Annotated in this window: 13 protein-coding genes and 1 tRNA gene; 11 read left to right on the plus strand and 3 right to left on the minus strand. The window is 64.0% G+C overall.

The window, feature by feature from the left end:
- Window positions 1-218: 218 nt before the first annotated feature.
- Complete coding sequence (locus DIE23_RS27195; RefSeq protein ID WP_124614942.1) at window positions 219-1,049, plus strand: undecaprenyl-diphosphate phosphatase; 831 nt, start codon at window positions 219-221, stop codon at window positions 1,047-1,049.
- A 171-nt stretch (window positions 1,050-1,220) separates the two neighbouring features.
- A tRNA-Arg gene (locus tag DIE23_RS27200) sits at window positions 1,221-1,297 on the plus strand.
- 143 nt (window positions 1,298-1,440) lie between these two features.
- Here DIE23_RS27200 and DIE23_RS27205 read toward each other — a convergent pair.
- Together DIE23_RS27205 and DIE23_RS27210 are read right to left on the minus strand one after the other, a co-directional pair.
- Window positions 1,441-2,103: an SGNH/GDSL hydrolase family protein gene (locus DIE23_RS27205; protein WP_124614943.1), complete on the minus strand. Its 663-nt coding sequence runs from the start codon at window positions 2,101-2,103 to the stop codon at window positions 1,441-1,443.
- Window positions 2,104-2,243: 140 nt separating this feature from the next.
- Window positions 2,244-3,410: an acyltransferase gene (locus DIE23_RS27210; protein WP_185646541.1), complete on the minus strand. Its 1,167-nt coding sequence runs from the start codon at window positions 3,408-3,410 to the stop codon at window positions 2,244-2,246.
- Window positions 3,411-3,811: 401 nt separating this feature from the next.
- Between DIE23_RS27210 and DIE23_RS27215 the strand changes: the two genes are divergently transcribed.
- Window positions 3,812-3,994, plus strand: a complete 183-nt coding sequence (locus DIE23_RS27215) for a hypothetical protein (protein ID WP_124614945.1) — start codon at window positions 3,812-3,814, stop codon at window positions 3,992-3,994.
- Between the two features lie 166 nt (window positions 3,995-4,160).
- Here the strand turns inward: DIE23_RS27215 and DIE23_RS40390 are convergent, their stop codons facing one another.
- Complete coding sequence (locus tag DIE23_RS40390) at window positions 4,161-4,544, minus strand: hypothetical protein (protein WP_260436174.1); 384 nt, start codon at window positions 4,542-4,544, stop codon at window positions 4,161-4,163.
- 377 nt (window positions 4,545-4,921) lie between these two features.
- Between DIE23_RS40390 and DIE23_RS27225 the strand changes: the two genes are divergently transcribed.
- The 8 genes from DIE23_RS27225 to DIE23_RS27260 all read left to right on the plus strand — a co-directional run bounded on the left by DIE23_RS27225 (window position 4,922) and on the right by DIE23_RS27260 (window position 15,525).
- Window positions 4,922-6,577, plus strand: coding sequence for a type VI secretion system Vgr family protein (locus tag DIE23_RS27225; protein WP_260436175.1), 1,656 nt, complete (start codon window positions 4,922-4,924; stop codon window positions 6,575-6,577).
- A gap of 479 nt (window positions 6,578-7,056) precedes the next feature.
- Window positions 7,057-7,518: a (2Fe-2S)-binding protein gene (locus tag DIE23_RS27230; RefSeq protein WP_124614946.1), complete on the plus strand. Its 462-nt coding sequence runs from the start codon at window positions 7,057-7,059 to the stop codon at window positions 7,516-7,518.
- Window positions 7,515-9,839 carry a xanthine dehydrogenase family protein molybdopterin-binding subunit gene (locus DIE23_RS27235; RefSeq protein WP_124614947.1) on the plus strand — a complete coding sequence of 775 codons (2,325 nt, stop codon included), beginning with the start codon at window positions 7,515-7,517 and terminating at the stop codon, window positions 9,837-9,839. The genes DIE23_RS27230 and DIE23_RS27235 overlap by 4 nt, the downstream gene beginning before the upstream one ends.
- 64 nt (window positions 9,840-9,903) lie before the next feature.
- Window positions 9,904-10,161 (plus strand): hypothetical protein, encoded by a 258-nt coding sequence (locus tag DIE23_RS27240; protein ID WP_124614948.1) that lies wholly within the window; start codon window positions 9,904-9,906, stop codon window positions 10,159-10,161.
- Window positions 10,162-10,584: 423 nt separating this feature from the next.
- Complete coding sequence (locus DIE23_RS27245; protein ID WP_124614990.1) at window positions 10,585-11,361, plus strand: Crp/Fnr family transcriptional regulator; 777 nt, start codon at window positions 10,585-10,587, stop codon at window positions 11,359-11,361.
- A gap of 140 nt (window positions 11,362-11,501) precedes the next feature.
- The gene (locus tag DIE23_RS27250; protein ID WP_124614949.1) at window positions 11,502-13,901 is read left to right on the plus strand and encodes a bifunctional diguanylate cyclase/phosphodiesterase; all 2,400 of its coding nucleotides are present in this window, start codon (window positions 11,502-11,504) and stop codon (window positions 13,899-13,901) included.
- 19 nt (window positions 13,902-13,920) lie between these two features.
- Window positions 13,921-14,658 (plus strand): TenA family transcriptional regulator, encoded by a 738-nt coding sequence (locus DIE23_RS27255; RefSeq protein ID WP_124614950.1) that lies wholly within the window; start codon window positions 13,921-13,923, stop codon window positions 14,656-14,658.
- 117 nt (window positions 14,659-14,775) lie between these two features.
- A complete protein-coding gene (locus tag DIE23_RS27260; RefSeq protein ID WP_124614951.1) occupies window positions 14,776-15,525 on the plus strand; it encodes a winged helix-turn-helix domain-containing protein in 750 nt (249 codons plus the stop codon).
- The last annotated feature ends 153 nt before the right edge of the window (window positions 15,526-15,678 follow it).

A 15,678-nucleotide genomic window follows, 5' to 3' on the forward strand; every position in this document is an offset into this window, starting at 1 on the left:
CAATTTCTGCCGGAATCGAAAGGCCCGCCATGCAAATGGCGGGCTTTTTGCTTTCTGCGTGCTTACAAATTGCAAGCGTTTGTGTGCATTGCCGCAATAAGCAGCCAAATGCCTTGGCGCAGTAATCCTGGCTGGGCATAATCGGGGCGCGTTTTTCCGGACGCGCGATGCGTCGTCCGCTTTCCTACCCGATTGATTACCACTAAGAGGACCGACGCGTGAGTCTCTGGTTTCTGATATTCCTGAGCGTCCTGCAGGGCGTCACCGAACTCTTCCCCGTCAGCAGTCTCGGCCACACGCTGCTCGCGCCCGCGCTGTTCGGCATGCACATCGACAAGCATGCGCCGCAGTTGCTGCCGTTCCTCGTCGCGCTGCACCTCGGCACCGCGCTCGCGCTGCTGTGGTATTTCCGTGCACGCTGGATCGCGCTGATCGGCGGCTTCTTCGCGCAGCTCGGCGGCCGCAAGAACGACGACGGGCACCTGATGTGGGCGCTGATCATCGGCACGATCCCGACCGGGATCGTCGGCCTGCTGCTCGAGAAGCGCATCGAGCGCGTGTTCCACGACCTGCGGATCGTCGCGATCGCGCTGATCATCAATGGCGTGCTGCTGTGGATCGGCGATCGGATCCAGCGCAGCCGTGCACACCAGCCGCCCGAGAAGATGACCTTCAAGCAGGCGTTCTTCGTGGGCCTCGCGCAGATCGGCGCGCTGATTCCGGGTTTCTCGCGCAGCGGGCTGACGATGATCGCCGGCAATGCGGCCGGGCTGACGGCGGAGAAGGCGGCGGAGTTTTCGTTCCTGCTCGGCACGCCGATCATTTTTGCCGCGGGCGTGCTCGAACTGCCGAAGCTGTTCCATGCGCGCGACCAGCTCGCGGACGCACTGCTCGGCGGCGTGCTGACGGCGATTGCCGCTTATCTGAGCGTGCGGTTCCTGATGCGCTATTTCGAAGGGCGCGGGCGGCTGGCGTCGTTCGGCGTGTATTGCGTGATTGCCGGGGTGTTCTGTCTCGGCTGGTTCATGCTGCATGCGCAGCCGGTTTGAGGGCTGCAGCGCCGGTCGCGCGTGATATGGCGCGATGATCGGGTATAATTTAGGGCTCGGCTTCATGCCGGGCCCGTTTCGTTTGGGGGCTTTGAGTTCGGTTTGTGTTGTGCTCGAAGCCCTTCGCGTCAAATGCGGTCCGGGTCGTGTGGCCGTGTCTTTCTCCCTCGACCGCCCTTAGCTCAGTTGGATAGAGCAACGGCCTTCTAAGCCGTAGGTCACACGTTCGAATCGTGTAGGGCGGGCCATTCCGAGCACTTCCAGACGTTCCGGGGTTACGCCGGGGTTACGCCGGGGTTACACCAATTCGTTTGCCGGGGGCCGGCAACAGGCTCGCACAGCGCAAGCCATCTGATGAGTTGATCTCCACACCCACCGACCGAGGAACAATTCAGCAGGCGCGCGTGATCCACGGTTGAAGCAGTGGAGCAATCATCCCGGCGTGCTCCTTCGGGTCGTAATGGTGGTCCCGCGGATCCGTGTTAAGCAGCGAGACCTTGACGACACCGTCGCCGCCCAGCGAGTCTTGGTCGAGCATCAGGTAGGCGATGCCCTTGCCTGCACAAAACACCTGCATGGCACTGTTGAACGCGAGCGTCAGCTTCGTGCGCTCGCGTTGCGTTGCGGTGATTTCCTTGCGCAGGTTCGCCACTTCACCCCAATCGGCGCCGTCGCGGATCGTAGGCAGCGGCGTGCTGATGCAGGCGACGTCGAATCGCTCCCTCAGCTCGAGTAGGAGCTGCTGGTAGTTGCCGAGGGCGAGCTGGGTCATCTCGTCCACTGACGCGCCGTACTTCTGCGCGCGATACCAGATCACGAAGCCCGTATCGACCTCGCCAATCATGACGATGACCTTGCGGGCCTTCGAGCTGCCCGTGGCTTCGTCAAACTTCGGCTTTGCCCCCGTCACGGCATTCGGGTTCGGTAAACCGGACACGGTAGCGCCCGGCACCTCGACCACGTCGAAATGATGATCCGGAAACGCCTGGGTCATATGGGCCGAGTTGAACACCAGGACGTGGGAGTCGCCGAGTACGAGAATTTCGTCTTTCATGCCGTCTGTTCAGGGCAGCACCCGGCGGGTTACGCCAGGAGTTACAGGGAAGGAACGGACCGGTGTGGCGAAGGCTTGGCGGCTAGCTCTGGGTACCGGGGCGCCGTCAACTCGCGCATTCAACGTAGCAGGCAATGTGCTCAAGACCCAGCCTTTGTAGGTAGCCATCGATGCGATGCCAGGCGCCGTCCTGCCTGTGTCATTGGCTTTTCCACGCAGGTGAACACCAGAGCGGAGACAGGTAGCGCCACGACAATTGAAACAAGGCATACGATCATCATGATCGGCAACGGCCACCGGGCAAGCCACAACTGCGGCGCGTGATGCAGAACCATGTTTGCGATGGCGTAGAGAATGATGAAATGAAGCAGGTAGAAGCTGTAGGAGATTCGCCCCAGGAAGCGGGCCGATTTTGAATCGAGGACTGCGAACAACGGGTGGTCAGTACCCGCATCAATGCACCAGATGAGCAGCGCGGCACCGACGCTGACGAGAATATCTGCCAGAATCGGATGGGAGAGGGGAAAGAACGCGCTTGCTGCCAGGACCATCGCCACAGACGTCGGCACCAGGATACGAAAAAATCGTCGCGTGAAGCTTCCCTCAGCTTTCATGCTGACAATCGCGCCGAGCACGAACATATACAGGAAATGAACGAGCGAGCCCCCGAGGTTCTCATACTTCCACGCAAGCAAGAACGTTAACGCGAGCAGGGCACCGGAGCCCGCAAGCCCGCTCGTGCCGATGATCACGGCTGCCACCGGCAAAGCCAATGATGCAAGTAGTTCGATGCCCAGTGTCCATGTGTTCGGGTTTAGCATGTACGACTGCATCGTCGCGTTGTCGACGATCTGGCCGACTGTTAGCGGATCTGCGTACCAGATGTTGTACCAGCCACTTGCCCCCTCCATAACTGCATAGCCAGGGAAGGCCAGCACGAGGTAAAGACATACGAGAGCGACGGAAAGCCAGAATGCAGGGACGATGCGGAACAGTCGCTTGGCGAGAAACCCAAGGTAGAACGGAATGCTGAAACTTTGATTGGCCAGCGATCGGCACAGCACAAACCCGCTAAGCACAAAAAAGATGTTAACGGCCGCTGCGCCGCTAAAGACAGTGACAATCAGGCGTGCCACAGTCGCCTGTATGCCGTGTACATCGAAAAGCGTTTTCGACAGGATGGCGCCTTCGGCCCCGATTGAAAGCCAGATCAGAGAATGCCCGACTGCCACCCAGAGCGCGGCAATGCCACGGAGTGCCTCTAGGCGGTCATTGAAGCCCCGGGTACTGCTATCCCTCACCGACATTACAGCGCTCCGCAACGAAAGCTGGATGGTATCAGATCGGCTTTGGCCCACTCGTGGCCATGCGTTCATTGGTATTCAAGCTTTCCCGATCCGTATGCACGGCCACAAGTCGAAGAAATTCACTCGTTCCGCTTGACGTCTTTTTATTGCAGACCTAGCCCGTATTCGTCGCTGAGACAACAGCGACCTGGCACGGAAACCCGAACGAACACAGGCGAACAGACCGCCGCCGCCAGCGGTATTTTCTGGTCCGTAGTATCACCGCGCGCTCAGTTTTATGGGCGGGCCATGGTGGGGAGGCGCTCGCGCCTGCCGGTTCCTGTGTTCCGGTTTTCCAGCCCTGCGATGTGCCTGCCCACCCCGACTGGAAACGGATAGGCAGGCTCTTGAAAAACATAGGAATGGGAACCATTGACGCCACGGCTGCCGCTCGTCCCGAGAAAACGCTGTCCTCCCTCGAAATCATTCGCAATGCACTGCGCGCCGCCGCACTTGCGTCGTCCGGCCGTGACGCGCTCGACGCGGCCGGCGACGCGCTGCGCCAGTTGGCCGACCTCGCTCGCGTGGAGGTGCGCTATGGTTGATCTGCATTGCAGTGTAGCGGCTACAGCCGTTGTTCTCACTGCGTTCGATCGCCTCCGCGTCGTCAATCCGCGTCGACGCGTGCGGCGCGGCGAGAATGTGTTTCCGCTGTGGAAGCCGGATGTGCGCGAAGCTCTGCGCCAGCGAGCGCGGCGGCGATGCCTCCCGTCACCCCAGCAACGCTGCCGATTGTGCTGCCTTGTGGGCGCGGTTGCGCGTGTCAATACGTGACGACAGACAACGCGGACAGCGGATTGCCGGTCCTGGAGACGCTAGTGCAGCGGCCTTGGTCAGCGCCGGATCGTCGCCCATCAACGATTTGATCGTATCGTGTAGGTCGTGGCGGGCTTCGGTCCCAGGGGATGCGTGGGCGAATTCTTCGCGCCGACCGAACGGTGGATAGCTATCGCTCAATTCGGCGCTGGCTTCTTGTGCAGCGTGGACAACGTGATCGGGATATGGTGCGAACGCTTCCCATTCGTCGAATTCATGGACGTCGACGGAACGCGGGACGGTAGCGGTGTGTGTGTGTCGGCGTGCCAGCCTGTCCATGATGGCGAGCCAATAGAAACCCGCCGCGAACATGGCGACGAGCGCGAGGCCCAGCCCGACCAGCGCAAAGGTAGGGGATCAGAGATCACGGAAATTCCTGAGCGAAGTGCGCCGGTGCGGAAATGCAGCGGCGGAGCGGCCGTAGCTGGCCGTGTTCAGGAAGGTGATATGTGATTTAAAGAATCTGGCTCACGAAGTAATCGGAAATTGTTTCCTGAAAGATTGTGAGATTCCGGCAATTTTACGCGCGGACGTCAGGCTGCCAATTTATTCGAGATAGGTCGGTATGCGAGGCGCACTATCGTATTGTTCCGAAAGGCATTTATAATCAGCCCTCGGCAGAAACCCCACCTGAATACCAACCAAGGGAAAGCTGCATGGGCCACACCGCGCTTTATAAGACGTTGCGTCTAGGTGACGCGCAATACAACCGTCTTGTCAAACTCGACACGCCGCTTGGCGTCGACTGGTTATTGCCGCTCTATGTGAAAGGAACGGCTAGACTTGGTCGCGATTACGAATTCGTGATCGATGCCGTTTCGCCACGCGGTAGCCAGATTGAACTGGGTGCGCTACTCGCCAAGCCGGTCACGCTCTGGATCCAGCAGACGGACGGCTCATACATGCCGATCCATGGTTACGTTCACCGGTTCAGCAGGCTGGGAGCGGATGGGCCGTTGACTTTTTACAAGCTGGTGTTCTCGTCCTGGCTCTATTTCTTGCGCCTGCGCCGCGACATGCGTGACTGGCAGGAGCAAAACGGCGAGCAGATTCTGACTGATGTTTTCAATGAGCACCCGCAAGCGCGCGGCGCATATCGTTTCGAGCTGCATAAACCGCTGCCATCGTACTCGAACCGAGTGCAGTGGGAATACGACCTGAACTTTGTTCATCGTAGCCTCGAAGAGGTGGGCGTGTTCCCCTACTTCGAGCAGGCGGACAATGGCCGATCGCACACGATGGTTCTGACGGACGACGTTTATTTTGTCCCGCAATTGAAGCAGTCCATTGTCGAGTTTGGTCCTACCGAAATCAGCGGGGAACTGGACGGGTTCGCGCAGTGGAAGGAGCAGCTTCAGATCGACAGTGCGCAGCTGACGTCTCGCTCGTTCGACTATAAGCGCCCCGATCTCCCTCGGCAGGTGCAGGGCGTGACCGACGTGGACGGCCAGTTGCCGACCGACGGGGAAATCTACGACTACCCCGGCGCGTACATGTGGTCGGATCGTGAGCAAGGTGAGCGTCTTGCCCAGATTCGGCTTGAAGAGCGCAAATCGCGGATGAAACGTTTTCACGGCCTTGGTGGATTGCGTTGTGCGATGCCGGGGCGGCGCTTCGAACTTCGCGGCCATCCGGTGCATGATGCGGGCAGTCAACCGGATCGCGAGTTTGTTCTGCTCGGCGTCGACTGGTTGATTTGCAATAACCTGCCCGGCCTGGATGAAGCAGAGCAATTTCCCGACGGATTGGCTGCGGAGGTCGCTGAAGCGAAGGCTGGCACGACGGTTCGTCATGCAGACGGAAGCGAAGGTTTCTTCCAGGTGGTGGTCGAAGCGCAACCGCGCAACGTTCCGTTCCGCAGCCCGTTCGAACACAAGAAGCCCGTGATGCAGTTGCAGAATGCGATTGTTGCCGGGCCGAGTGGTGAGGAGGTTTATACCGATTCGCTGAACCGGGTGAAGGTTTGGTTCCATTGGAATCGCCGCAATGGTCAGGATGAACGTGCGTCGTGCTGGGTGCGTCCGACGTTCCTTGATGCGGGCTCGAGCCGTGGCGGGATCCAGCCACTACGCAAGGGCGACGAAGTCGTCGTGGGTTTCATGGAAGGCGACTGTGACCGGCCCGTCATCATCGCGAGAATGTACGGGGGCGCTACGCAGCCGGTGTGGCACACGAACGGCTTGCTGTCCGGTCAACGCTCGCGGGAGTACGGCGGCACCGGCTACAACCAGCTCGTGATGGACGACTCGACGCAGCAGAATCGGGTTCTGTACGCGTCGAGCCATAGCGCATTGCCACCGATCCTTTCCTGATTCCCTTCGTGTAAAGAGCGCGCCCGGCCAGGTGCTGACACGTAACCGCGCGATCTGCCTGAATCCGGTCGACTGGAACGTACTTCGCGGCGCGCTGGTGCTCGTCGGATCAAGCGGGCGATGGACGGCAGCGCCCGTCCGTCGACAAAACGGGCACCACCGCGTCCCGCCGCGCCGAAGCGGTTCAACCGCATTGATACCCCGCCCCCCCGAATCTTCCAAACCGCCCCGATCCGACGACAAACCGGAATTAGTCTGATAATACGTGCGGCGATCCACGCGAACGAGCAATCGTCCGACACCCGCCGAACCGTTGCACCGGCAACCAGGCGGCAGCATCACCGCGATTGCGTCGTCCCTCGACACAATCCGGAAACGAAACGGCGTCAGGCCCACCTGGTCGTTCGGAATGTGCCCAGCGCCGTTCAAATCCCCACGCGACGCCCGCACGCTGCGGCGCCGCCAACAGGAGGTGAACGATGATCACGCTGACCGTCAACGGTAGCGAACAGCATTTCGACGGCAATCCCGACATGCCGTTGCTCTGGTACTTGCGCGACGTCCTCGGCCACACGGGCACGAAGTTCGGCTGTGGAATGGCGCTGTGCGGCGCGTGTACCGTGCATCTCGATGGCGTGGCGATCCGCGCGTGCATCACGCCCGTCGCGGTCGCCGCCGGCAGGCGGGTGACGACGATCGAAGGGTTGTCGACGGATCTGACCCACCCGCTGCAACAGGCCTGGCAGGAACTGAACGTCGCGCAATGCGGCTACTGTCAGTCCGGACAGATCATGCAGGCCGCCTCGCTCCTGAAGACGAATCCCCATCCGAGCGACGCCGACATCGACGATGCGATGTCCGGCAACATCTGCCGCTGTGGCACCTATACGCGCATCCGCGCGGCGATCCGGCTGGCGGTGCGCCGCGGAGGTGCCGCATGAGCGCGCCGGAACTCTCCGTCCACAACGAAAGCCGCCGTGCATTGCTGCTCGGCTTCGCCTCTGGCGGGCTGCTGCTCGCGTTCGGCGTGCCGTCGCTCGCGCGCGCGGCCGCGCCGGTGCAGCCGCCGGTCAGTCCGAATCCGCAGTACGGCGGCGCGGGCATGCCGCACGGATTGCGCGACGATCCGAACCTGTTCGTCGCGATCGCGCCGGACGGCACGGTCACGGTGACCTGCATCCGCTCCGAGATGGGACAGGGCGTGCGCACGAGCGTCGCGCTCGTGGTCGCCGACGAACTGGGCGCGGACTGGGCGCGCGTGAAGGTCGCGCAGGCGGTCGGCGACGAGCCGCGCTACGGCAACCAGAACACCGACGGCTCGCGCAGCCTGCGCCAGAGCTTCGCCGCGCTGCGCCGCGCGGGCGCGGCCGCGCGCACGATGCTCGAGCAGGCCGCGGCGGCGACGTGGGGCGTCGACGTGCGTCAGGTGAAGGCGACGGTGCACGAGGTCGTCGATACGAAAACCGGGCGCAAGCTCGGCTTCGGCGAACTCGCCGCGAAGGCGGCCGCGCTGCCGGTGCCCGATACGAAAGGCGTGCCGTTGAAGGCGCCGGCCGAGTTCCGCTATATCGGCAAGGGCAAAACGGCATTGATCGACGGACGCGACATCGTCGGCGGCCGCGCACACTACGGGATCGACACGCGGCTCGACGGCATGCTGTACGCGGTCGTCGCACGTCCGCCGGCCTATGGCGATACGGTCGCGTCGTTCGACGCGTCGGCCGCGGAGAAACTGGCGGGTGTCGTCAAGGTCGTGCAGCTCGCGTCGGCGCCGCTGCCGTCCGGGTTCCAGCCGCTCGGCGGCGTGGCCGTGATCGCGCGCGACACGTGGACGGCCATCCAGGCGCGCGCGCAACTGAAGATCGACTGGAAGCGCGGGCTGCACGCAGGCTACGACTCGGCCGCCTATCGCAAGACGCTCGAAGCGGCGGCCGCGCAGCCGGGCGACGTGATCCGCAACGACGGCGATACGGCCGCGGCGCTCGCAGGCGCCGCGAAGCGGGTGCGCGCGACGTACTACATTCCGCATCTCGCGCACGCGACGATGGAGCCGCCGGCGGCCGTCGCGCGCGTGTCCGACGGCCGCTGCGAAGTGTGGACCTGCACCCAGGCGCCGCAGACCACGCGCGACGAGATCGCGAAGGCGCTCGCGCTGCCGACCGAGCGCGTCACGGTCAACGTGACGCTGCTCGGCGGCGGCTTCGGTCGCAAGTCGAAGCCCGACTACGTGGTGGAGGCCGCGCTGCTGTCGAAGGCGGTCGGCGCGCCCGTCAAGCTGACGTTCACGCGCGAGGACGACATCGCGCACGACTATTTCCACGCGGTGTCGCTGGAAGCGTTCGAAGGCGGCCTCGACGCGGCGGGGAAGGTCGCCGCGTGGCAGCATCGCACGGTCGCGCCGTCGATCCAGTCGACCTTCAAGGCCGGCGTCGTGCACGAACAGCCGGGCGAGCTCGCGCAAGGCATCGCGGATCTTCCGTTCGCAGTCCAGAACGTGCGGATCGAGAATCCGGCCGCGGAAGCGCACACGCGGATCGGCTGGTTTCGTTCCGTGTACAACATTCCGCACGCGTTCGGGATTCAGAGCTTCGTGTCGGAGCTCGCGCACGCGGCGGGCCGCGACCCGAAGGATTTCCTGCTCGACCTGATCGGGCCGGCGCGACGCTTCGAGCCGCACATCACGGTGAAGAACGTGAACTACGGGGAGGATCCGGCGTTGTATCCGGTCGATACCGGCCGGCTGCGGCGGGTGATCGAGACGGTCGCGCGCGAAGCCGGATGGGGGCGCAAGCTGCCGAAGGGGCACGGGCTCGGGATCGCCGCGCATCGCAGCTTCGTGTCGTACACGGCGGCCGTGTGCGAAGTGCAGGTCGGCGCGGACGGCGCGCTTGCGGTACCGCGTGTCGACATCGCGATCGACTGCGGGCCGCAGGTCAACCCGGAGCGCGTGCGCTCGCAGCTCGAAGGCGCGGTCGTGATGGGGCTCGGCATCGCGCTGCACGGCGAGATCACGTTCAAGGACGGGCACCCGGAGCAGAGCAATTTCAACGGCTTCCAGGTGCTCCGGATGAACGAGGCGCCGCGTGAAATCCGCGTGCACCTGGTTGCCCCGGACGACTACGCGACGCCGCTCGGCGGCGTCGGCGAGCCGGGCCTGCCGCCGGTCGCGCCGGCGCTGACCAACGCGATCTTCGCGGCGACGGGTACGCGGATCCGCAGCCTGCCGGTCGCGGACCAGCTCGCGAAGGCGAAAGCGGGGTGATGCGGTGTTGCGCGCCGGGCCGTGTCATGGCCCGGCGCGTGCATTCGCTCGCGCACCCGGGCCATTGGGCGCGATCCATTCATGGATCTTATTTGCATCGGCATCGGCGATCCTCGGCATCGCGCAGCCGGCCGACGCGACGCTGGACGGTCGCCAGTGCTTCCATGCGGGCGTTTGGCTCGAGCTCGCGGCGTTTTCGGTGCGCCCGCGGCTCGACGGTCAGCAGTGCGCGCAATTGCGGCAACGCGACTTCCCGGATCCGGCGGACGCATTGCGGGCCGCATCGCTCGACGCGGGCAGTGCAGCGGCATCGGCGCACTAGCACCCGTCCCGGGCGTGCGCGCCATCGCGGCATCCACATCTGTCGCCCGGGAAGTGTGAGATAGCCCACACTTCCCGCATTATTTTCGATTCGAGAATGATTTTAATTACCAATGTAAATCGCATTGCCGCGTATTGACATTCATCCGTCATTTTCAATGATTCATTGAGTAGTCCGCTTTATATCGACCGGGTTTAAATCGCTGATTTTTGATTGACACTGCAAGTATCTTCGCGCAGTGATCCGAACTGTCAAATTACTTCATGTAACAAAAGCGGGGTGTCGCGAACGGTTGGGCTGCGTGATACCTTTTTGTTCAATGTCACCGCAATGAAAAGGCGGAAAAACCGTAAGACCGGTGCGGCGAAAACAGCAGGAAGGTTCGGTGGCCGAGGTGCAGGAATACAACGTACGAGGTGCGCCGTGATACATCAGGCCAACAACGTCATCGAGTTGCCGCATGCACTTGGTGCCAGTCATTTCCTGTCGGCGCTGGACGGAATTAACCGTTCGGAATTGGCGCCTCATTTGATGCTTTCGAATCTCAAGACCGGCCAGGTGTTGTGCGATGCCGGCGAGAATCTGGAGGCCGTCTATTTTCCGGTGACGGCGGGTATTTCCGTGCAATACACGGCAGGCGGCAAGACGACACTCGGCGTGACGGAAATCGGCCGCGAAGGCATCGTGTGCGACGACGTCATCGGCAGCGCGATGCAGCGCCGCGTCGTCGTCTACCGCGGCGGGTTCGCGTATCGGCTGTATGCACGCCGTTTCGCCGACGCGTGCGACGCATCGGCGGCGATCCGGCGGCAGGTCTTCGTGCGGATGCAGTTGGTGCTGTCGCAGGCGTCGCAGGTCATGTTCTGCAGCCGCCATCACGTGATGCGGCATCAACTGAGCCGCTGGCTGCTGATCGCCTACGAGCGCTCACGCAGCATCGAGATCCCGGTCACGCACGGCATGCTGGGGCAGATGCTGGGCGTGCGCCGCGAAACCGTCACCGATACCACGCGGCAGCTTCACGAGCTTGGCCTGATTCATCAGCATCGCGGTGCCATCGTGTTGACGGATCTCGCCGGTCTCGAACGGCAGGGCTGCGACTGCCATCGGGTCGTCCGCGACGAAACACGCCGCATTCTCGCGACCGATGCCGGTACGGATGCCGGTGTCGAGTTGTCGCGTCGTGTCCGGACGACTTAGTTGCCGGCGCCGCGTCGTGCCGCGGTTGCATGCGCGGCGGCGCGTCGCGCACAGGGAAGGGGGAGGTGCCTGACGCGGGAAGTGCGGTGACGCGTCAGGCAGGCGGTATCGAGAAGAATCAGAAAAGCAGTCATTCAGGTATGGAAAACATTTCGAAACTCCAGAGTCAGCGCAGTTCGTTTCACGTGTGGCCATGGAGTCCGGCGCTCGGCATCCTGCCGATCGTCGTCGTGATCGTCGCGCTGGCCGGGTTCGTCGCCGTCAGCCTGATCGTGATCATGTCGTTGCGCGTGTACGTCGGCGGCGAAAGCAGCTGGTCGAAGGCGCAGAAGGACGAGGTCATCCTGCTGAGCCGCTATGGGCAGACCGGCGACGAAAAGCTGTTCGACGATTACCTGGCGGTCGACCGGACCCTCGCCTTCCTCGGCGTCGCTCGCCGAGCGATGACCAGCGTGCCGCCGAACCACGGCGTGGCGCGCCGGGCGCTGATCGAGGCGGGCATCAATCCCGTCGATGCGGCGGCGGTGGTGTGGTTCTACCCGATCCTGAGCAGCTTCGCGCGCCTGAACGCCGCGTTGCAATACTGGGAGGATGCGGACCGGCAACTGGTCGACCTGCGCGAGGTCGCCAACGCGCTGCGCGAGTCCGTGCATGCGGACGACGTCCGCCGCACGAGCCGCCTGAACCGCGCGATCTGGGATCTCAACTCGCACATCGAACCGCTGCCGAAGCGCTTCTCCGACGAGCTGAGCGCCGAATTCCGCTCGGCCGTCATCCAGCTGTTCCTGTCGTACATCGTGGCCTCGCTCCTGATCATCCTGCTGTCGGTGCGGTGGGCGAGCCGCGCGCAACGCCAGCAGGTGTCGATGCAGACCGAGCTCGACCGGAGCCAGGCGTTCGCGGAAGCCGCGCTGCGCTCGGTCGCCGACGCGATCGTCACGATCGGCCTCACGCGCGGCATCGAGACCGTCAATCCGGCGGCCGAGCAACTGCTCGGCACGCCGTCGCGGCTGTGCGTCGGCAAGCCGATCAACGACGTGCTGGACCTGATCGACACGTCGACCGGCATGTCGATCAAGCTGCTCGCGTCGCTCGTCAATCGCAGCGACCACACGTTCACCCGCGATCTCGACCTGATCCGTGTGGGCGGCTCGGCGGTGTCGGTCCGTGCGTCGCTGTCGAGGATGGACAACGCCGCGGGCCGCTGCGTCGGCTACGTGCTGATCCTGCGCGACATGACGCGCGAATACCAGCTGATCGAGAAGCTGACCTGGCAGGCGTCGCACGATGCGCTGACGGGCCTCATCAATCGCACGGCGTTCGAGCGGCGCCTGGGCGACGCGCTGACGCAACGCGCTGGCGGGATGTTGCTGGTGCTCGACCTCGACGGCTTCAAGGAAGTCAACGACGTGTGCGGGCACGCGGCCGGCGACGCGCTGCTGCGCGACGCGACCGCGGTGTTCGCGGGTTGTCTCGACGGCGAGGACGTGTTCGGCCGGCTGGGCGGCGACGAATTCGGCATCCTGCTGCCGGCCGGCAGCAACGGCGCGCCGGACGGCGGCAAGGCGGAGCGCATCCGCGCGTGTCTCGAGGACTTCACGTTCCTGTGGGAAGGCGAGCCGTTCAAGATCAGCGTGAGCATCGGCGTGCTGGATCTCGCGTGCCGGCCCGAGAGCGTCGAGAAGGCGATGCAGATGGCCGACATCGCGTGCTACGTCGCGAAGGATCGCGGCCGCAACCGCGTGCACGTCGCGGATTCGCGCGACATGCATTCGAGCCGCCAGGCGTATCACATGCAGTGGAGCCGGCGCGTGAAGACGGCGCTCGAAACGAATTCCTTCCAGTTGTATGCGCAACGCATCGTGCCGATCCAGCCCGCGCTCGGCGTACAGGAGCGCGCGGAGATCCTGCTGCGCATCCCGGACGCCGACGGCAAGCTGATCTCGCCGGTCTTCCTGCCGGCCGCCGAGCGCTACGGCCACATGACGATGATCGACCGCTGGGTCGTGCGCACCGTGATCCGGCGCCTCGCGCGGCTCGAACAGCGCCGGTACGTCGAATACAACGTGAACCTGTCGGCGATGTCGATCACCGACGAGCGCTTCGTGGAGTTCGTGATCGCCGAGCTGTCGGCGTCGGGGCTCGACCCGTCGCTGCTGTGTTTCGAGATCACGGAGACGAGCGCGGTCCGCAACCTGGAGGTCGCGTCGCGCTTCATGTGCGAGCTGCGCGACCTCGGCTGCCGCTTCGCGCTCGACGACTTCGGTGCCGGCATGTCGTCGTTCTCGTATCTGCGCCAGTTGCCGATCGACTATCTGAAGATCGACGGCAGCCTCGTGTCGACCATGACGTCCGACAGCATCAAGCGCGGCATCGCGTCCGCGATCAACGACATCGCGCACGTGATGCAGTACCGCACCGTCGCCGAGCACGTCGAGGACACGGCGACGGCCGAGATGCTTCGTGCGCTGGGCGTCGACTATTGCCAGGGCTATTACTTCAGCCGCCCCGCGCCCTGGCAGGAAGGGGGATTCCATTGAACAAGCGAGGAACGAACGCATGAGTGCTCCATTTGAACTGACCGGCGACCTGATGGACCTGACGAGCTATCCGGCCTGGCTGCGCGACGTGGTCGGCGCGACCGACGAGCTGAAGGCGCGCGTTCGTTCGCATCCGGTGTTCGCGGCGATGGGCGGCGGGACGCTGCGCGCGTCGCAACTGCACGCATTCTTCGTGACCGGCTGGGCGGTGGTCAGCCAGTTTCCGGAATACATGGCGATGAACCTGGTGAAGACCGCTGCCTATCGGTCGAGCGGCGACGAGAAGGCGCGGCGCTATCTGATCCGCAATATCCGCGTCGAGCAGAATCACGTCGATCACTGGGCCAACTGGGCCGCGGAGTCGGGCGTGACGATCGACATGCTGCTGCGCGGCGACGCGCCGCTGGCCGGATTCTCGCTGAGCCACTGGTGCTGGCGGAGCGGCAGTACTGACGGGCTCGCGCCGAGCATCGCCGCGACCAACTATGCGATCGAAGGCGTGACGGGCGAGTGGAGCGCGCTGTTGTGCGCATCGCCGTACGAACAGCAATTCGATCCGGCCGTGCGGCATCGCGCGATGCGCTGGCTCAAGCTGCATGCCGAATACGACGATCGGCATCCGTGGGAAGCGCTCGACATCGTCGCGACGCTGCTCGGCCAGTCGCCCGCGGCGCGCGACGTGCGGGACGTCGAGACGTCGATCCGCAAGAGCCTGAGCTATTTCCTGACGAGTCTCGATTGCTGCATGCATGTGTAGTCGCCGGCGCCGCACGCTCGCGGATTCGTGCCGGCCGTGCCCGGCCGTTCCGGTCGGACGGCGGGTCGTTGTGACGTCGCGATGCGTCGTGCGGGCCGTCGTGCTGGACGATTTTCCATGGCCACCCAAGTTCTCGTCGTAGAGCCCGATCCGCGCGTGCGCGACATGATCCGCGCGCTCCTGCGCGGCTGCCAGATCGATACGTCGGCGCTGGATGACGTATCGCAACTGCTGTCCCGCGTGACGGCGGCACCGCCCGCCCTGATCGTGTTGCGGGTCGAACGGCCGGCCACGGCGATCTACATGGCGCTCGGTGCACTGCGGCGCGCCGGTCACGACATGCCGGTGATCGTGATCAGCCGCGACGCGCAGGTGGTCGACAAGGTCGTCGCGCTCGAGATCGGCGCGGACGACTACGTGGTGGAGCCGTTCGAGCCGATGGAACTGGTCGCACGCGTGCGCAGCGCGATGCGCCGCTACGTGCCGAACCGGTCCGGGTCGCCGCGCGGGCCGGGGCATGCCGAAACCTACGCGTTCGGCGACATCGAGGTGAATTTCGTGACGCGGCGCGCAACCCGCGCCGGAGATGACCTCGGGGTGCGCGCCAGCGAATTCGCGCTGCTCGAACTGTTCATTGCGCAGCCGATGCGCGTCCTGTCGCGCGCGGAGATCCTCGCGCTGCTGGGGCTGACCGTGGCCGGGCGCTCCGAGCGCGGGCTCGACGTGCTGATCTTCCGGCTGCGCAACCTGGTCGAGCAGGCGGTCGGCGACTATCGCTATATCCGCACCGTGCGCGGGAAGGGCTACATGTTCGTTCCGCTCGGCACGCTGGCGGACGACGACGCGGACCCGCCGCCGAATGCGTGAGCGGGACGGGGCGCGGGCATCGCGCTCCGGTTCCAGCGTCTCCGGCGCGTCAGGTGCCGGCGTCGACAGGCCGTCTCATACCCCCATCGCCCCAATCCTTCATCGGGGCGACCCGCCATTGTCGTTATAGAACGACCGTGCTAAATTCCCCGC

It is taken from the genome of Burkholderia sp. Bp9143 (assembly GCF_003853645.1).
Lineage (GTDB): Bacteria > Pseudomonadota > Gammaproteobacteria > Burkholderiales > Burkholderiaceae > Burkholderia.